Genomic DNA, 17,185 nt, shown 5'->3' on the forward strand with positions numbered 1-17,185 from the left:
CCGAGAGCCAACTTACGCGGGCGCCTTGGCGGCGCTTCTCGTCGTCTGGTTAGGATAGTGCCTGTTCTGCCGGCCCATAGGCAATGGCAAAGGGGCCCGAGCGGTCAAAATGCCGGAACTCCCCTTCCGGCTGTGCCAGCCGGTCCGCGATCGCCCACAGCGCCGCGGGGTTGACGCCGAGGCCGAGATGGCTGGCGAGATGCACCTCGATGTTCTCCGCGCTCGCCGACGGCCGCACCCGTGAGGTCCGCCAGTTCACGATGCCGTCGGTGCGGGAATAGATCGAGGTTGCCGGCACCGGCATGTCGCCGGCGATCGCCACGCGAATCTCGGGAATATCGTCCACCCCCTCGCCGGACAGCAGCTCGTACAGCCGGGTCGCGTTGGTGGCGCGAATATCGTCGGCGAACGGGCTGCCCAGCGTGACGATGGAGCGCACCAGCTCAGGCATCTGCGACGCGAGGTCGCGCGCATAGACGCCGCCCAGGCTCCAGCCGATGATCGAGACCTTGCGCCCCGACGCCTCATGGACCCGCTTCAGCAGGTCGCGCAGCGCACTCCGCCTGCTGGAGATCCCGCCGAAATTGCGGCCCATGTTCCAGGCGTAGGCGTCATAGCCGAGCTCCTTCAGATAGCGCCGCATCGGCGCCATCGAAAGGTCGCTGGCGAGGAAGCCGGGCAGCGCCAGCACCGGATGACCGTCGCCCTTCGGCGCCTGCATCAGCAGGGGCGACAGCAGCAGGCTCGAATTCAGCTCGAGCACGCCGCGCGCTTCCGCCAGCATCAGGAACAGGCTGGGCGGACGCAACCGGCGTTCGGCCCCATCGACGCTCCCTTTCGCGGCCGCCACTATTTCTTGTCCTTCTTGCCCGCGCCGCCGCCGAAGCCGGCCATCGCCACGAACATGTCCTGGAAGCGCTCGGCGAGCTTGGGATCGAAGGTGAACCAGCTTTGCAGCAACGCTTCCGGCGAAACCTTCTCGATGTTCGACAGCATCTGCTGTTGCAGCCTGTCCATCACCGCGTTCTGCATCGGTGCTACGTCCGGCAGGCCGAAGAACTGCCGCGCTTCAAGGGGCGTACAATCTATCTCGACGTTGACCTTCATATCCGCCTCCTCAAATGCGCCTGGCCCGCCTCAGTATCGCCGGGACGGGGTCGGTCACGCAAGCGAGCCGTACCTGCCCCGATGTATGGTCGGCCTCAATCATCCGTTATGGTCAACCAAACCGCTTGGAACGACGGCTCCAAACTGTTTGGAGCGACCGCTCCAAACCACTTGGCGGGACCGATATCAGCCGGCTCGCCGGCGATCATTCCGGTGATCGGCAAGCAGCACTCCGAAAGTCGAATGTCACGCGCCCGCACCAACCGCCTACTCTCCTATCGCGTTCATTGCGCTGCACCCGCGCGAACCGATTAACCCTTTGGCAAATCGCGCTTGCGCGGCCGGTAAACTCTGGCAACATGCATCAATAATACCAGCCGGACAAAGCAGCCGGCGGACAAAAACGGGGACGCTGGATCACATGTCGGTACGTTGGAGTTTGTTTGCGGCGACTGCCGTCGCGCTGGTCGCCCTTGCCTTGCCGGCATCGGCGCAAACACTGAAATATGCCAACCAGGGCGAGCTGAAGTCGCTGGATCCGTACACGCTAAAGGAAACCACGACGATCGCGCACCACGCCCACGTCTACGAAGGCCTCACCGCGCGCGACAAGGACCTCAAGATCATCCCGGCGCTGGCGGAAAGCTGGGAGACGCTGAACCCGACCAAATGGCGCTTCCATCTGCGCAAGGGCGTGAAATTCCACAATGGCGATCCTTTCACCGCCGACGACGTGCTGTTCTCCGCCGACCGCGTCCGCGCCAAGGGCTCCAATTTCCTCAGCAACGTCCCGGCCGACGCCAAGTTCACCAAGGTCGACGACTACACCGTCGACGTGACGCTGGACTCGCCCAATCCCATCCTGACCTCGCAGTGGGATAGCTGGTACATCATGGACAAGAAGTGGTGCGAGGAGAACAACGCCGTCGCACCGACGCCGGCCTCCGCGACCACGCCGAGCTACGCGGCGCTGCACGAGAACGGCACCGGTCCCTTCACGATCGAGAGCCACCAGCCCGGCGTGAAGACCGTGTTCAAGGCGTTTCCAGGCTATTGGCGCAAGCCCGAGCATAATCTCAAGGAGATCATCTTCACCCCGATCGGCTCCGACGCCACCCGCGTTGCGGCGCTGCTGTCGGGCGAAGTCGATGTCATCGAACCGGTTCCGCTGCAGGACATCCAGCGCGTCAATTCCAGCGGCGTCGCCACCGTCATGACCGCGCCGGAGATCCGCACCATCTTCATCGGCATGGACATGGCGCGCGATGAGCTGCTGTACTCCAACGTCAAGGGCAAGAATCCGTTCAAGGACATCAAGGTCCGCGAAGCTTTCTACAAGACGATCGACGTCGACCTGATCAAGACCCGCGTCATGCGCGGCATGTCGACGCCCTCGACGCTGATGATCGCGCCCGAACTCTATCCGCTGTCGAAGGAGTTCACCCGGCCGAAGCTCGATCCCGATGGCGCCAAGAAGCTCCTGGCCGAGGCGGGCTATCCGAACGGCTTCGAGGTCACGATGGATTGCCCGAACGACCGCTACGTCAACGACGCCGCAATCTGCCAGGCGGTGGTTGGCATGCTGGCCCGCATCGGCGTCAAGGTGAACCTGCTGGCGCAGCCGAAGGCACAGTATTTCGCCAAGGTGCTGAAGCCCGGCGGCTACCAGACCTCGTTGTTCATGCTGGGCTGGACGCCTGCGACCTCGGATTCCCACAACGTGCTGCACGATATCCTCGGTTGCCGTGACGATCCGAAGGACTCCACCCGGGGTGAAGCCAATCTCGGCGGCTACTGCAACAAGGAAGTCGACGCGCTCGCCGACAAGGTCCTGGTCGAGACTGACACTGCGAAGCGCGACCAGTTGATCAAGCAAGCCTACGAGATCGTCATCAAGGATTACGGCTACATTCCGCTGCATCAGCAACCGCTGGTGTGGGGCGTGTCGAAAAAGGTCAAATTGACCCAGCGCGCGGACAATCAGGTGTTGCTCTACTGGGCGACCAAGCAAGGTGAATAGTGGTTGCAGCGAATTGGGTCCCGGAAGCGCAGGCTTCCGGGACCTCTCGTTTTCCGGCCGCGCAAAGCCGCGCGCGCCAAACGTCAAAAGCAGTCAAAGGTAGAGATGCTCGCTTTCACTCTTCGCCGCGTGCTGCAGGCGATCGGCGTGATGCTCGCCGTAGGCGTCATTGCGTTCGCGATGTTCCGCTTCGCCGGCGATCCGGTGAGTCAGATCGTCTCGATCGATACCTCGGCCGCGCAGCGCGCTGAAATCCGGCGCTCACTCGGCCTTGACGATCCCGTGCTGGTGCAGTTCGGCCGCTACTTCATCAATGCGCTGCAATTCAAATTCGGCGTGTCCTACCAATTCCGCCTGCCGGTCTCATCGCTGCTGGCCGAACGGCTGCCGGCGACGCTGGAGCTTGCGATCTGCGCCACGGTGTTCGCCATGGTCGCCGGCATCCTGATGGGGGTCTACTCGGCGCTGCGCCGCGACACCGTGCTCGCCAAATTATTCCAGGCGGTATCGCTGATCGGCATTTCGCTGCCGACCTTCCTGATCGGCATCCTCCTGATCTATCTGTTCGCGGTGACGCTGGGCTGGCTGCCCTCCTTCGGCCGCGGCGAGGTGGTGAGGCTCGGCTGGTGGTCGACCGGGCTGCTCACCATCTCCGGCCTGAAGGCGCTGATCATGCCGGCGATCACGCTCGGATTGTTCCAGATGACCCTGATCATGCGGCTGGTGCGCGCCGAAATGCTGGAAGTGCTGCGGACCGACTATATCCGCTTCGCCCGCGCCCGCGGACTGACCACGCGCGCGATCCATTTCGGCCATGCGCTGAAGAACACCCTGGTTCCGGTGATCACGGTCGCCGGCCTGCAGTTTGGTTCGGTTATTGCTTTCTCGATCATCACCGAAACCGTGTTCCAATGGCCGGGCATGGGACTTCTGTTCGTGCAGGCCGTGCAAAACGTCGATATCCCGATCATGGCCGCGTATCTGTTGATGGTCTCGCTGATCTTCGTCACCATCAATCTCGTGGTCGACATCCTCTACACCGTGGTCGATCCGCGCTTGCGCTCGACCATCGGCCGCGCGGCGTGAGGGGGCAACCGATGTCCAACGCCGTCGTCCCCCATCGCTCCGAAGATCACCCGCAGGCACCCGCCGGCTGGTTCGGGTGCACGCTCGACAGTGACATCCTCTATTCGTTCCGCCGTTCCAGGCTGACGATGGTCGCCGCCGTGGTCACGCTATTGTTCTTCCTGCTGGCGATCTTTGCGTCATGGCTTGCGGTGCAGAACCCGTTCGATCCGGCGCAGCTGCAGCTGATCAACTCGCGGATCGCGCCGCTGTGGACCGCCGACGGCCAGAGTCCGTTCCTGCTCGGCACCGACGAGCAGGGCCGCGACGTGCTCTCGGCGATCCTCTACGGCCTGCGCATCTCGCTCGCGGTCGGCGTTGCCGGCGTGGTGTTCGCCGGCGCGCTCGGCATCGCCCTCGGGCTGGTCGCCGGATATTTCGGCGGCGTGGTCGACAGCGTGATCATGCGGATCGCCGACGTCCAGCTCACCTTCCCGGCGATCCTGATCGCGCTCCTGGTCAACGGCGTCGCCAAATCGCTGCTCGGCAACCGGCTCGACGAGATGAGCACGTTCGGCGTGCTGATCGTCGCGATCGGCCTCAGTTTCTGGGTGCAATATGCCCGCACCGTGCGCGGCTCGGTCATGGTCGAGAAGAACAAGGATTATGTGGCGGCGGCGCAGCTGATCGGCCTGCCGGCGCCGACGATCATGCTGCGGCACGTGCTGCCGAACACGATGGGCCCGATCCTGGTCATCGCCACCATCAACCTCGCACTCGCGATCATCACCGAGGCGACGCTGTCGTTCCTCGGCGCCGGCATGCCCGACACCATGCCCTCGCTCGGCACTCTGATCCGGATCGGCAACAACTATCTGTTCGCTGGCGAATGGTGGATCGTCGCCTTCCCGGGCATTGCGCTGGCGGGCCTGATCCTCTCCATCAACCTGCTCGGCGACTGGCTGCGCGACGCATTGAACCCAAGGCTCCGATGACCCAGCCTGTTCTCTCCGTGCGTAATCTCGAGGTGGAATTCGTCACCCGCCGTGCGACGCTGCGCGCCATCAACGGCGTGTCGTTCGACATCGCCAAGGGCGAGGTGCTCGGTGTGGTCGGCGAGTCCGGCGCCGGCAAATCGGTCACCGGCCTTGCGGTGATCGGGCTGATCGATCCGCCCGGCCGCATCTCCGGCGGCCAGATCGAGCTGTCGGGCACGCGGATCGACCATCTTCCGCCCGAAGAGATCCGCCGCGTCAGGGGCAAGCGGATCGGCATGATCTTCCAGGATCCGCTGACCAGCCTCAATCCGCTCTACCGGATCGGCGACCAGATCATCGAGACCATTCGCACCCACACCAATCTGAGCGAAAGCGCCGCGCGCCGGCGCGCCATCGATCTGCTCGCCGAGGTCGGCATCCCCGCGCCGGAGAAGCGCATCGACGGCTACCCGCACGAATTCTCCGGCGGCATGCGCCAGCGCGTCGTGATCGCGCTTGCGATCTGCGCCGAGCCCGAGCTGATCATCGCCGACGAGCCGACCACCGCGCTCGACGTCTCGGTGCAGGCGCAGATCATCGCGCTGATCAAGCGGCTCGGCCGCGACCACGGCACCGCCGTGATGCTGGTGACCCACGACATGGGCGTGATCGCCGAGACCTGCGACCGCGTCGCGGTGATGTATTCCGGCCGCATCGCGGAGATCGGCCCGGTGCAGGAGGTGGTGCGCAACCCGCTGCATCCTTACGCCAGGGGCTTGATGGGCGCGATCCCGACGCTCGCAGGGGAGGACAAGCGCCTGGTTCAGATCCCGGGCTCGATGCCGCGGCTGTCGGCAATTCCGCCCGGCTGCCCGTTCAATCCGCGCTGCGCGTTTGTGTTCGATCGCTGCCGCGTCGAACGCCCCGAGCCGATCCAGCAAGGCACCCAATCCGTCGCCTGCCATCTGTTCGAGCCGGCGAAGGAGACGGCGGCATGAGCGGGACTTTGATCGAGGTCAAGAACCTGCGCCGCGTCTTCGACGTCTCGAAGCCGTGGCTCAACCGCGTGATCGAGGGCGGTCATCTCGAATTCCTGAAGGCCGTCGACGGCGTCAGCTTCGACATCAAGCGCGGCGAGACGTTTGCGCTGGTCGGCGAATCCGGCTCCGGCAAGACCACGGTTGCACGCATGGTCGTCGGCCTGTTGCCGCCGAGCTCGGGCGAAGTCGTCATTGACGGCGTCTCGATGACCGATCCGCGGCAGGGCCAGGCACGCCGCCGCTTGCGCCGGCGCATCCAGATGGTTTTCCAGGACCCCTATGCCAGCCTCAATCCGCGCTACCGGGTCGCCGCCATCGTGGCCGAGCCGATCCGCGCCTTCGACCTGATCGCGGGCGAACGCGACATCAAGGCCCGGGTCGGCGAACTGCTTTCGCTGGTCGGCCTGCACCCCGACGACGGCCAGAAATTCCCGCACGAATTTTCCGGCGGCCAACGCCAGCGCATCGCGATCGCCCGCGCACTGGCGTCGGAAGCCGAGTTCATCGTCTGCGACGAGCCGACCTCGGCGCTCGACGTCTCGGTGCAGGCGCAGATCCTCAATCTGATGCGCGACCTGCAGGACAAGTTCGGCCTGACCTATCTCTTCATCAGCCACAATCTGGCGGTCGTCCGCCACATGGCGACCAGGATCGGCGTGATGTATCTCGGCCGCATCGTCGAGATCGCCGAGGGCCGGAAATTGTTCGAGAACCCGCGGATGCCCTACACCAAGATGCTGCTCGGCGCGGTTCCGGACCTTGCGATGTCCGGCCGCCAGCGCATCCCGGTCAAGGGCGAGATCCCCAACCCGATCGATCCGCCGCGGGGCTGCTCGTTCAACCCGCGCTGTCCCCTTGCCTTCGATCTCTGCCGCGAGAAGGCGCCGGAACTGATCGACGGCGTCGCCTGCCACGCCGTCAACAGCCCTGCCGCCGCCGTTCCGGCATGATCACGCGGATGGGAGCGGCCATGTCCACCAAGCGGTTGGCATGCCAGCCCGCCTGTGATCAAGTGCGCGCGCCACAAGACCTAGCCGGAAGCGCAGCCCCATGAGCAACGTCAACCCCGATCCATTCACCACAAGGCCCGAGATCGAAGGCACCTTCGGCGTCGTCACCTCGACCCACTGGATCGCGACCGCGGTCGGCATGGCAGCGCTGGAGAAAGGCGGCAACGCCTTTGACGCCGGCGTTGCGGCGGCGTTCACGTTGCAGGTGGTCGAGCCGCATCTGAACGGCCCCGGCGGCGACGTCCCGCTCATCGTGCACGACGTCAAGCGCGGCAAAACCGAAGTGATCTGCGGACAGGGACCGGCGCCGGCGAAGGCGACGATCGCGCATTATCGCAGCGAAGGCCTCGAAATGGTGCCCGGCACCGGCCTGCTCGCGGCCTGTGTGCCCGGCACGTTCGAAACCTGGATGCTGCTGCTGCGCGACTACGGCACGATGAAGCTGCGCGACGTGCTGGAGCCGGCGATCGCCTATGCCCGCGACGGCCATCCGCTGGTCGAGCGCGCCTCGGCCACCATCAAGACCGTCGAGCAGCTGTTCCGGAAATACTGGCCCACGTCGGCCGAGGTCTACCTGCCTGATGGCGAGGTGCCGAAACCCGGCACCATCTTCACCAACAAGAAGCTCGCGGAGACCTACGCACGCATCCTGACCGAGGCGGAGAGCGCAGGCGGCGACCGCGTCGCGCAGATCGAGCGCGCGCGGCAGGCCTGGTCGAAGGGCTTCGTCGCCGAAGCGATCGACAGATTTTGCGGCACCCAGGAGGTGATGGACGTCTCCGGCTCGCCGCATCGCGGCGTGCTGTCGGCCGACGATATGGCGCGCTGGCAGCCGACCATCGAGGCGCCGCTGACCTACGATTACGGCCGCTACACCGTGCAGAAGTGCGGCGTCTGGAGTCAGGGTCCGGTGATGTTGCAGCAGCTCGCGCTGCTGAAGGGTTTTGAGCTCGACGGGCTCGATCCCGCGGGCCCCGACTTCATCCATCTGCAGATCGAAGCCGCCAAGCTTGCCTATGCCGATCGCGAGACGTTCTACGGCGATCCCAAGTTCGCCGACATCCCGATCGAAACGCTGCTGTCCGATGCCTACAACGACGAACGGCGCAAGCTGATCTCGAAAGACAAGGCGTCGCTCGATTTCCGCCCCGGCTCGGTCACAGGCTTCGGCGGCGTCGTGAAGCTGCGCCACGCCGAAGGGCATCGCGAGGCGGTCGGCGCCATGGGCGCGGGCGAACCGACGGTCGGCCGGTTCGGCGAGGTGCGCGGTGACACCGTGCATTTCGACATCATCGACAAGGCCGGCAACATGATCTCGGCGACGCCGTCCGGCGGCTGGCTGCAATCCTCGCCGGTGATTCCCGAGATCGGCTTCTGCCTCGGCAGCCGCGCCCAGATGTTCTGGCTGGAGGAGAACCACCCTGCCTCGCTGGCACCAGGCAAGCGGCCGCGCACCACGCTGTCGCCGACCATGGCGCTGCGCGACGGCGAGCCGTATCTCTCCTGGGGCTCGCCGGGCGGCGACCAGCAGGATCAGTGGATCACGCAGTTCTTCCTGCGCCATGTCCACGCCAAGCTCAATTTGCAGGAGGCGATCGACGCGCCGGCCTGGCACTCCGAGCATTTCCCGATCTCGTTCTGGCCGCGCACCTCGCGCCCCGGCGTGCTGGTGCTGGAGAATCGCGTGCCGAAGTCGACTATCGACGAGTTGAAGCGCCGCGGCCATGTGGTGGAGATTGGCCCCGATTGGTCGGAAGGCCGCCTCACCGCGGCCTCAAAGGTCGGCCCGCGCCGCCGCGCCGCCGCCAACCCGCGCGGCATGCAGGGTTACGCCGCGGGCCGTTAGAGGTTTGGGATGACCTGGTCGATCATCGCCCGCGACAGCGCCACCGGCCAGCTCGGCATCGCCGTCGCAACGCGGTTCTTCGCGGTCGGCGCCCTCGTGCCGCACATTGCACCGGGGATCGGCGCCATTGCGACGCAGGCGCTAGTCAATCCCTATTACGGCATCGACGGCCTCACGCTGCTGCGCGACGGCAAGAGCCCGCACGAGGCGATCACGGCGCTGCTCGCGCCCGACGGCGGCCGCGAGAGCCGGCAGGTGCATGTCATGGACAGCAAGGGCCGGATCGCCGCCCATTCGGGCAAGGATTGCATCGACTGGTTCGGTCATATCGCCGGCGACGGCTTCTCGATCGCCGGCAATATGCTGGCCGGGCCCGCCGTACTCGACGAGACCGCGCGCGTCTATGCCGCGAACGAGAAGCTGCCGTTCGCGGAGCGGCTGATCAAGGCGATGTTCGCCGGCGAAGCGGCCGGCGGCGACAAGCGCGGCAAGCAATCGGCGGCCCTTCTGATCCACGGAACCGAGCAATGGCCGTTGCTCGACCTGCGGGTCGACGACAACGCCGATCCCTTGCGCGAGCTGGAACGGCTGGAAGCGGTCAGCGGCGAACACTGGGTGCCGTTCCGGAGCTTCATGCCGACCCGCGACAACCCGGCCGGAATCAGCGACCGCGCCAAGATCGACGCCGGCATCGCAGCGGCATCGAACAGCCGCAAATGACCGCCGGTCCGCTGATCGAAATCGAGGGCCTGCGCGTCACCTTCCACGGCGACGACGGCCGCGTGACGCATGCCGTGGACAGCGTGGACCTTTCCGTCGCCAACGGCGCCACGCTCGGCCTGGTTGGCGAGTCCGGCTGCGGCAAGAGCGTGACCTCACTTGCGATCATGGGGCTGTTGCCGAAGCAGTCGGCCGCGGTCTCCGGCGCGATCCGCTTCGACGGCTTCGACCTGCTCGACGTGCCGGACGCGACCCTGCGCGACCTGCGCGGCAATCGCCTCGCGATGATCTTCCAGGAGCCGATGACCTCGCTCAACCCGAGCTTCACCATCGGCGACCAGATCGCCGAAACCATTTTGCGTCACCGTGGCGGTTCACGGCGCGCGGCGCGCGAGCGCACCATCGAGCTGCTGCGCCGCGTGCATATCTCCTCGCCCGAGAAGCGCATCGACGAGTTTCCGCACAAGCTCTCCGGCGGCATGCGCCAGCGCGTGATGATCGCGATGGCGCTGGCCTGCGATCCCCAGCTGCTGATCGCCGACGAACCGACCACCGCGCTCGACGTCACGTTGCAGGCCCAGATCCTCGATTTGATGCGCGAGCTGAAGGCCGCGAGCGGGGCGGCGATCATCCTGATCACCCACGATCTCGGCGTCGTCGCCGAGGTCTGCGACGAGGTCGCGGTGATGTATGCGGGCGAGATCGTCGAGCGCGCGCCGGTCGACGAGCTGTTTGCCAATCCGCAGCATCCCTACACGGTCGGCCTGCTCGGCTCGATCCCGCGGCTCGACCGCCGCACCAGCCATCTCGCCACCATCGAAGGCATGGTCCCGAACATGGCGAACCCGCCGGTGGGCTGCCGCTTTGCCGCGCGCTGTCCGTTCGTGGAAGATGCCTGCAACCGGTCGCCGCCGCCGCTCGCGCTGCTGAGCGCGACCCACGCCTCGCGCTGCATCCGCGCGCCCTTGGAGCGGCTGGTATCATGACTGCGCTGCTCGAGGTCGAAGGGCTGGTGAAGCATTTCGTCGCCGAGCGCTCGGTGTTCGGCCGGCCGACGGCTCATGTGAAGGCGGTCGACGGCGTCAGCTTCACGGTCGACGCCGGCAAGACGCTGGCGCTGGTCGGCGAATCCGGCTGCGGCAAATCCACCGTCAGCCGCCTGGTGCTGCGGCTGATCGAGCCGGACGCCGGACGTATCCACTTCGAAGGCCGCGACCTCGGCGCGCTCAATTCCGAGCAATTGCGCGCGTTCCGCCGCGACGCGCAGCTGATCTTCCAGGACCCCTACGCCTCGCTCAACCCGCGCATGACGGTGAGCCAGATCCTGACCGAGCCGCTGGCGCTGCACAATCTCGTGCCGGCGGCGCGCCGCCGTGAGCGGGTCGAGGAGCTGTTGCGCCTGGTCGGGCTCGAGCCGCGCTTCGCGCGCCGCTATCCGCATGAATTCTCCGGCGGCCAGCGCCAGCGCATCGCGATTGCGCGCGCCCTTGCGGTCGAGCCGAAGCTGATCATCTGCGACGAGCCGGTGTCGGCGCTCGACGTCTCGATCCGCTCGCAGATCCTGAATCTGCTGCGCGACCTGCAGGACCGGCTGAAGCTCGCCTACATCTTCGTCTCGCACGATCTCGCCGTGGTGAAGCACATCGCCGACCGCGTCGCCGTGATGAATCTCGGCACCATCGTCGAGACGGCCGAGGCGCAGGCGCTGTTCGCCGCGCCGCGCCATCCCTACAGCCGCGCGCTGTTGTCGGCGATCCCGGTGCCGAAGCCGCGCGCCAGGCGCAGCCGCATCGTGCTGGAGGGTGAGCTGCCGAGCGCGCTCAATCCGCCCTCCGGCTGTCGCTTCCATACCCGCTGTCCCTACGTGATCGCGCGCTGCCGCAGCGAAGTGCCGCAGTTGCGCGAAGATGGCACCGGATATGCAACGGCCTGTCACCGGACGGGCGAGCTGCCCGGCGCGGAGGCGATCGTGCCGTCCGATGGCGGGTTCTCGCCGACACTGGAAAAGCTGGTGGCTGCGTTCAATGCGACGGAAGCCTCGGGGCGGCCCGGGTTATTTCGTAGGGAACAAATGCGTAGGGAATTAAGGGGTAGGCGATGAGATTTTGGCGCTTGGCGATCCTGATGGCGGCCCTCGTGACCTGGTGCGGAACGAGCGCGCGTGCCGAGACCACACTTCGCATCGGGCTCGCCGAGGATCCCGACATCCTCGATCCTTCAATCGGACGCACCTATGTCGGCCGCATCGTCTTTTCGGCCTTCTGCGACAAGCTGTTCGACATTGACGAGAAGCTGAATATCGTTCCGCAACTCGCGCTGTCCTACGAGAACTCGGCTGACGGCAAGGAGATGACGATCAAGCTCCGTCCGGGCGTCAAGTTCCACGACGGTGCGCCGTTCGACGCCGAAGCCGCCAAATTCTCGCTGGAGCGCCATCTCACGCTGCCGACCTCGTTTCGCAAACCCGAACTGGCCGCGCTCGACCATGTCGACGTCGTCGATCCCCTGACCATCAAACTGGTACTCAAGACGCCCTACTCGCCGCTGATCGCCCAGTTGACCGACCGCGCCGGCATGATGGTCTCGCCGAAGGCGGTCAAGGAGGCGGGCGACAAATTCGGGCTGCATCCCGTCTGCGCCGGTCCCTACAAGTTCGTCGAACGCGTGCAGCAGGACCGCATGGTGTTCGAGAAATTTGCCGATTACTGGAACAAGGACAACGTCTTCATCGATCGCATCGTGTTCCTTCCTATCGTCGACGCCACGGTGCGGCTCGCCAATCTGAAATCCGGCGGGCTCGATCTGATCGAGCGCGTGCTCGCCACCGACATCAAGGACGTCCGCGCCGACAAGCGGCTTGTGCTGTCGACCGCGCCCGAACTCGGCTATCTCGGCCTCACCATCAACATCGGCAACGACAAGAGCAAGGGGCCACTCAGCCAGTCGGAAAAGGTGCGCCAGGCGCTCGACCTGTCGATTGACCGCGAGGCGCTGAATCAGGTCGTCTTCAACGGAGAGTTCACGCCCGGCAATCAATGGGTCAGCCCGACGCATCCCTACTATCAGAAAGCTTTTCCGGTTCGGGGACGCGACGTTGCCAAGGCCAAGGCGCTGCTGAAGGAGGCCGGTGTCACGTTGCCTGTCGCCATCGACTACATGGTCCCCAAAGGGGCCGAGAACGAAGCCGTGGCCCAGGTCGTGCAGTCGATGGCGGCCGAAGCGGGCTTCGACATCAAGATCCGCGTGGTCGAATTTGCGACGACTTTCAAGCAGGCCCAGGCCGGCGAATTTCAGGTGTTTCAGATCAACTGGAGCGGCCGGATCGATCCCGACGGCAATTCCTATGTCTTCCTGCACACCAAGGCGCCGCAGAACGACGGCGGCTATTCCAACGCGGAAGCCGACAAGTTGATGGAAGATGCGCGGCTGATCAACGATCCCGCCCAGCGCAAGGCGATCTACGAGAAGATGACCAGGATCGTGCTCAATGACGAGCCCATCATCTACATCTATCACCGCACGCTTTTGATCGCGCACACCGCCAAGGTCGAGGGTTATCGGCAGATGCCGGATGGATTGGTGCGCGTGGTCGGGCTGAAATTGAAATGATCGCGACAGCGCTGGGCATGCGGGGCCGACCATGCTGAACTTCCTCGCCAAGCGGCTGGTTCAACTGGTCCCGACGCTGTTCTTCGTCTCGCTCCTGATCTTCTCGCTGCAACATTTGCTGCCCGGCGATCCGGCACTCGTGATGGCCGGCGAGGAGCGCGATCCGGCCGTGATCGAACAGATCCGGCAGCAATACCACCTGGATCAACCGATCCCGGTGCAATACGCCTATTGGGTCAAGGGCGTGCTCATGGGCGACCTCGGCGAATCCCTGCGCAACAAGATGCCGGTGTCGAGCCTGATCGCGCAGAAGCTGCCGGTTACGATGCAGATCGCCGGCATGGCGATCGTGGTCGCCTTCCTGATCGGCATTCCCGCCGGCATCATCTCGGCGGTGAAGAAAGGCACCGCCTGGGATTACGGCGCCAATCTGTTCGCGCTGTGGGGCATCTCGACGCCGAATTTCTGGCTCGGCATCATGCTGATCTTCCTGTTCTCCGTCGAACTTGGCTGGCTGCCGGCCTCCGGCTACGTGCCGCTCAGCGAAAACTGGCGCGCGAGCCTCGCCGCATCCGTCATGCCGGCCTTCGTGCTCGGCAATGCGATCGCCGCGATCCTGATGCGGCACACCCGAAGCGCGATGCTGCAGGTGCTCGATAGCGACTATGTCCGCACCGCGCGCGCCAAGGGCCTGTCCGAGCGCACGGTGATCCTCAAGCATGCGATGCGCAACGCGCTGACGCCGATCATCACACTCGGCGCGCTCGAGCTCGGCACGCTGCTGTCGGGTGCGGTCCTCACCGAGCAGATCTTCTCGATCCCGGGCTTCGGCAAGCTGATCGTCGATGCCGTGTTCAACCGCGACTACGCGGTCGTACAGGGCGTGGTGCTGACAACGGCGACGATCTACATCACGCTCAACCTGATCGCCGACATCGCCTACATCCTGGTCAACCCGCGGCTGAGGGGCTGACCGGATGACCGACGCTGCACTCAGCCCCCTCGCTCCGCTTGCCGCCGACGAAACGCTGGAGAGCCCGGCACGGCGCGCCGGGCGACGGCTGATCCGGCGCAAGGGTGCCGTGCTCGGGCTCGCCGTGATCGTGCTCTTCATCCTGCTTGCCGTGTTCGCGCCGCTGATCGTGCCCTACGATCCGATCGCGACCAGCTGGTCGCTGGTCCGCAAGGCGCCGTCGCTGCAGCACTGGTTCGGCACCGACGAGCTCGGCCGCGACGTGCTCGCGCGCGTCGTGTTCGGCGCCCGCGCTTCGCTGCTTGCCGGCGTCATCTCGGTCAGCATCGCGCTTGCGATCGGCGTGCCGCTCGGGCTGCTCTCCGGATATCGCGGCGGATTCATCGACGCGCTGATCAGCCGCATCACCGATGCGATGCTGGCCTGCCCGTTCCTGATCCTGGCGATCGCGCTCGCCGCCTTTCTCGGGCCGAGCCTCGGCAATGCGATGATCGCGATCGGCGTCTCGGCGACCCCGATCTTCATCCGCCTGACCCGTGGCCAGGTGATGAGCGTCAAGGTCGAGGACTATGTCGAGGCCGCGCGCGCCATGGGCAATCCACGCTGGCGCATCGCGCTGGTCCACATCCTGCCCAACATCATGCCGGCTCTCTTGGTGCAGGCAACGCTGTCGATCGCGGCTGCGATCATCGCCGAGGCCGCGCTGTCCTTCCTCGGCCTCGGCCAGCAGCCGCCGGCGCCGTCCTGGGGCAGCATGCTCAACGCCGCGCAACGCTTCCTGACCAGCGCGCCATGGATGGCGATCTGGCCGGGGCTTGCGATCTTCCTGGTCGTGCTGTCGTTCAACCTGGTCGGCGACGGCCTGCGCGACGCGCTCGATCCGAAGGCGCGGTGACATATCGGCTAAATCTCAACTCTGGGATGCACGGTTTGTTTACGCGATGCGCCGACCTTCGATGCGCCGACCGGCAATTCCGTTCGAGGCGTCCATGCGGTTGTTCTTTGCATTGCTCTTGATCTGTGGATCGGTCCCGCTGGCGCGCGGGGCCTCGCTCGACCTTCCGAAGAGCGACCAGGTCGAGCGAGACGGGCCGTGCCGGGTGCAGGCGACCAGCGCTGGGCCCACCAAGCCTGCAGCACCCATCCGGATCAGCCGTCGTAGCGCACTCTACATCATTCGTCATGTTAACAAGGCTTGCCGAATCCTCGCGGGCGCAGACGCAGATCGCTCGCGATCGGACTCAATTCGCGCCGATCTCTACGACAGCATTGTCCGCCCGATCTATCGCGTTCACCCGGATGTCGCAGTCGCTTCGTTGAAGCCACCCACGCCAAAGGTATTGCATGCGACGCCGCATGATATGGGACGAACAACCGCGCAACGCCTGGACAACGAGTTCAAGCGCTTACGACAAGGCATATCCAAGATCAGCCAGGATGCGGTGGGGCAATCCGCAGATGAGCGCACGGCCAAGGCAGCGCTTGAGGTATTCCTCGATGCCACGGCCGAACTCGCGTTCGCCGGCCATATCGCATTCGACGCATACCCCGACCTGTTCGCAAAGTCGTTCGATGATGTTCCGGCTCAACCCCGTACGGCCGAGTCCGACGCTGGCTTTCGCAAGGGGGCTCCCCCCATCGGCTCGGTCAAGCTGAGCGATTCTGCGTTGGCGCTGATACAATCGTTCATGCGGGAGGTTCATCGCTCGTCGAGACACGATCAGGTCGTGGTCATCTTCTGGGCACGTGATCGGCAGTCAAAGGGCCCCGGCGACGTGGCATGGTCCAGTCAAGGTTCCGGCTGGACGCTGGGCGCGTACGAGAGAACACAGATTCCACCTGACGTCATCGACACTGTTCGAGACGTCGAAATCGTGTTCAGCGCCGAAGCCCCCTCGGCGCTCGCAGGCAAGACAATTGATGCGACGAAGCAGAAGCTGTTCGTTCGCGATTGAACTTAGGCGAGCGTGCATCCGCCTAAATCACCACCTCGCGCAGCACGCGCCGGCAATCCATCTCGTATTCGAGATCGACCACCGGCGGGCGGCAGAAGTGCCAGGTCAGGCCGGAGCGCGTGGCACCGCGGCGGACCAGCTCGTCGACGAGCACGGGATGGATGTCGTGCACGGTGTAGGCTTGCACCGCTGTCGTCTCCGCCCAGCCGAAGCTGAACTCCGCAAGACGGCGCTCCATCTCGCCGGTGGTGAAGCGGACCTTCTCCCGCCACGCGCCGGGGCTGAGATCGCGGTAGCAAACGATACGGTCGGGATAGCTGGCGGTGCCACCGCGGGCTTCGGCGCCGCCCGCGATCACGAAGGACGGCGACCTGCTCGTGCTCGGCCGCGTGAACGAGAACGCGTAAAACGACGGCTCGGCCGGCGGATCGATCTCGGGACAGACATTGCTGCGCGCCACCGGATTGATGGTGCCGTCGAACACGCCCCATTCTGCGAGCGTCTTGACATAGTGCTGGTTGAAGGCGCGGAAGCCGTCCTCGGTAAAGGCGGCCGGCGAACGCAGTTCGCAGGCGCAGAACGAGGTCAGCGGCCGGCCGGCCTCCTTGATGTAGGCCGCAATGCGCGCAAAACCTTCCGCAAGCGGCACCAGACGATCGAAGCGCACCCGCTCGATCTCATAGCCGGCGTTCGCCTGCGCACCGCTTGAATATTGGAACACGGCCGGAATGAACCGGTAATTGCCCGCCGCAAATTCGCTCGCCATGCCTGTTTCCTCCAGATCTTGTGAGGAGCATAGCGCTTTCGAGCGAATTGGTCTCCCGGTTCGGGTCAAGAAAACGCGTCAAGCCAAGCAGTGTTCG

The 17,185-nt window shown here is 65.1% G+C and carries 16 protein-coding genes; 13 read left to right on the forward strand and 3 right to left on the reverse strand.

The genetic code is table 11. The annotated features are described in order from the left end of the window. Positions 1–49: 49 nt before the first annotated feature. The gene (locus HAP47_RS29220) at positions 50–784 is read right to left on the reverse strand and encodes an alpha/beta hydrolase (RefSeq protein WP_231169011.1); all 735 of its coding nucleotides are present in this window, start codon (positions 782–784) and stop codon (positions 50–52) included. A 65-nt stretch (positions 785–849) separates the two neighbouring features. Continuing rightward, a complete protein-coding gene (locus tag HAP47_RS29225) occupies positions 850–1,107 on the reverse strand; it encodes a DUF6489 family protein (protein ID WP_173641616.1) in 258 nt (85 codons plus the stop codon). A gap of 421 nt (positions 1,108–1,528) precedes the next feature. Here HAP47_RS29225 and HAP47_RS29230 point away from each other — a divergent pair, with 421 nt between their 5' ends. The 13 genes from HAP47_RS29230 (at position 1,529) to HAP47_RS29290 (ending at position 16,322) form a co-directional block, all read left to right on the forward strand. After that, positions 1,529–3,127, forward strand: coding sequence for an ABC transporter substrate-binding protein (locus HAP47_RS29230; protein ID WP_173641615.1), 1,599 nt, complete (start codon positions 1,529–1,531; stop codon positions 3,125–3,127). A gap of 105 nt (positions 3,128–3,232) precedes the next feature. Continuing rightward, the gene (locus HAP47_RS29235; RefSeq protein WP_173641614.1) at positions 3,233–4,213 is read left to right on the forward strand and encodes an ABC transporter permease; all 981 of its coding nucleotides are present in this window, start codon (positions 3,233–3,235) and stop codon (positions 4,211–4,213) included. A gap of 11 nt (positions 4,214–4,224) precedes the next feature. After that, entirely contained in the window at positions 4,225–5,187 is a 963-nt protein-coding gene (locus tag HAP47_RS29240; RefSeq protein WP_173641613.1) for an ABC transporter permease, read from the forward strand. Continuing rightward, on the forward strand, positions 5,184–6,167 hold the full coding sequence (locus tag HAP47_RS29245) for an ABC transporter ATP-binding protein (protein WP_173641612.1): 984 nt from the start codon (positions 5,184–5,186) through the stop codon (positions 6,165–6,167). Before HAP47_RS29240 ends, HAP47_RS29245 begins: the two co-directional genes overlap by 4 nt. Then, positions 6,164–7,159: an ABC transporter ATP-binding protein gene (locus tag HAP47_RS29250; protein WP_173641611.1), complete on the forward strand. Its 996-nt coding sequence runs from the start codon at positions 6,164–6,166 to the stop codon at positions 7,157–7,159. The genes HAP47_RS29245 and HAP47_RS29250 overlap by 4 nt, the downstream gene beginning before the upstream one ends. Positions 7,160–7,259: 100 nt before the next feature. Next, complete coding sequence (locus tag HAP47_RS29255; RefSeq protein ID WP_173641610.1) at positions 7,260–9,065, forward strand: gamma-glutamyltransferase family protein; 1,806 nt, start codon at positions 7,260–7,262, stop codon at positions 9,063–9,065. A gap of 9 nt (positions 9,066–9,074) precedes the next feature. Continuing rightward, positions 9,075–9,785: a DUF1028 domain-containing protein gene (locus HAP47_RS29260; RefSeq protein ID WP_173641609.1), complete on the forward strand. Its 711-nt coding sequence runs from the start codon at positions 9,075–9,077 to the stop codon at positions 9,783–9,785. Beyond that, positions 9,782–10,771, forward strand: coding sequence for an ABC transporter ATP-binding protein (locus HAP47_RS29265; protein WP_173641608.1), 990 nt, complete (start codon positions 9,782–9,784; stop codon positions 10,769–10,771). Before HAP47_RS29260 ends, HAP47_RS29265 begins: the two co-directional genes overlap by 4 nt. Next, positions 10,768–11,886 carry an ABC transporter ATP-binding protein gene (locus HAP47_RS29270; RefSeq protein WP_173641607.1) on the forward strand — a complete coding sequence of 373 codons (1,119 nt, stop codon included), beginning with the start codon at positions 10,768–10,770 and terminating at the stop codon, positions 11,884–11,886. The genes HAP47_RS29265 and HAP47_RS29270 overlap by 4 nt, the downstream gene beginning before the upstream one ends. Then, the gene (locus tag HAP47_RS29275; RefSeq protein WP_173641606.1) at positions 11,883–13,394 is read left to right on the forward strand and encodes an ABC transporter substrate-binding protein; all 1,512 of its coding nucleotides are present in this window, start codon (positions 11,883–11,885) and stop codon (positions 13,392–13,394) included. The genes HAP47_RS29270 and HAP47_RS29275 overlap by 4 nt, the downstream gene beginning before the upstream one ends. A gap of 31 nt (positions 13,395–13,425) precedes the next feature. Then, positions 13,426–14,367, forward strand: coding sequence for an ABC transporter permease (locus HAP47_RS29280; RefSeq protein WP_173641605.1), 942 nt, complete (start codon positions 13,426–13,428; stop codon positions 14,365–14,367). Between the two features lie 4 nt (positions 14,368–14,371). Next, positions 14,372–15,262, forward strand: coding sequence for an ABC transporter permease (locus HAP47_RS29285; protein WP_173641604.1), 891 nt, complete (start codon positions 14,372–14,374; stop codon positions 15,260–15,262). A gap of 94 nt (positions 15,263–15,356) precedes the next feature. Further along, a complete protein-coding gene (locus HAP47_RS29290) occupies positions 15,357–16,322 on the forward strand; it encodes a hypothetical protein (protein ID WP_176396280.1) in 966 nt (321 codons plus the stop codon). Between the two features lie 22 nt (positions 16,323–16,344). Here the strand turns inward: HAP47_RS29290 and cnbZ are convergent, their stop codons facing one another. After that, positions 16,345–17,088 (reverse strand): 2-amino-5-chloromuconate deaminase CnbZ, encoded by a 744-nt coding sequence (cnbZ, locus tag HAP47_RS29295; protein ID WP_173641601.1) that lies wholly within the window; start codon positions 17,086–17,088, stop codon positions 16,345–16,347. Positions 17,089–17,185 lie beyond the last annotated feature (97 nt).

It is taken from the genome of Bradyrhizobium sp. 41S5 (assembly GCF_011516665.3).
Taxonomy (GTDB): domain Bacteria; phylum Pseudomonadota; class Alphaproteobacteria; order Rhizobiales; family Xanthobacteraceae; genus Bradyrhizobium; species Bradyrhizobium quebecense.

Excerpts from the sequence above, each read along its gene's own strand:
- HAP47_RS29285 (WP_173641604.1), top strand. The coding sequence starts at position 14,372 with ATGACCGACGCTGCACTCAGCCCCCTCGCTCCGCTTGCCGCCGACGAA.
- cnbZ (WP_173641601.1), bottom strand. The coding sequence starts at position 17,088 with ATGGCGAGCGAATTTGCGGCGGGCAATTACCGGTTCATTCCGGCCGTG.
- HAP47_RS29245 (WP_173641612.1), top strand. The coding sequence starts at position 5,184 with ATGACCCAGCCTGTTCTCTCCGTGCGTAATCTCGAGGTGGAATTCGTC.
- HAP47_RS29250 (WP_173641611.1), top strand. The coding sequence starts at position 6,164 with ATGAGCGGGACTTTGATCGAGGTCAAGAACCTGCGCCGCGTCTTCGAC.
- HAP47_RS29280 (WP_173641605.1), top strand. The coding sequence starts at position 13,426 with ATGCTGAACTTCCTCGCCAAGCGGCTGGTTCAACTGGTCCCGACGCTG.
- HAP47_RS29225 (WP_173641616.1), bottom strand. The coding sequence starts at position 1,107 with ATGAAGGTCAACGTCGAGATAGATTGTACGCCCCTTGAAGCGCGGCAG.
- HAP47_RS29260 (WP_173641609.1), top strand. The coding sequence starts at position 9,075 with ATGACCTGGTCGATCATCGCCCGCGACAGCGCCACCGGCCAGCTCGGC.
- HAP47_RS29220 (WP_231169011.1), bottom strand. The coding sequence starts at position 784 with ATGCTGGCGGAAGCGCGCGGCGTGCTCGAGCTGAATTCGAGCCTGCTG.
- HAP47_RS29255 (WP_173641610.1), top strand. The coding sequence starts at position 7,260 with ATGAGCAACGTCAACCCCGATCCATTCACCACAAGGCCCGAGATCGAA.
- HAP47_RS29290 (WP_176396280.1), top strand. The coding sequence starts at position 15,357 with ATGCGGTTGTTCTTTGCATTGCTCTTGATCTGTGGATCGGTCCCGCTG.
- HAP47_RS29230 (WP_173641615.1), top strand. The coding sequence starts at position 1,529 with ATGTCGGTACGTTGGAGTTTGTTTGCGGCGACTGCCGTCGCGCTGGTC.
- HAP47_RS29270 (WP_173641607.1), top strand. The coding sequence starts at position 10,768 with ATGACTGCGCTGCTCGAGGTCGAAGGGCTGGTGAAGCATTTCGTCGCC.
- HAP47_RS29275 (WP_173641606.1), top strand. The coding sequence starts at position 11,883 with ATGAGATTTTGGCGCTTGGCGATCCTGATGGCGGCCCTCGTGACCTGG.
- HAP47_RS29235 (WP_173641614.1), top strand. The coding sequence starts at position 3,233 with ATGCTCGCTTTCACTCTTCGCCGCGTGCTGCAGGCGATCGGCGTGATG.
- HAP47_RS29265 (WP_173641608.1), top strand. The coding sequence starts at position 9,782 with ATGACCGCCGGTCCGCTGATCGAAATCGAGGGCCTGCGCGTCACCTTC.
- HAP47_RS29240 (WP_173641613.1), top strand. The coding sequence starts at position 4,225 with ATGTCCAACGCCGTCGTCCCCCATCGCTCCGAAGATCACCCGCAGGCA.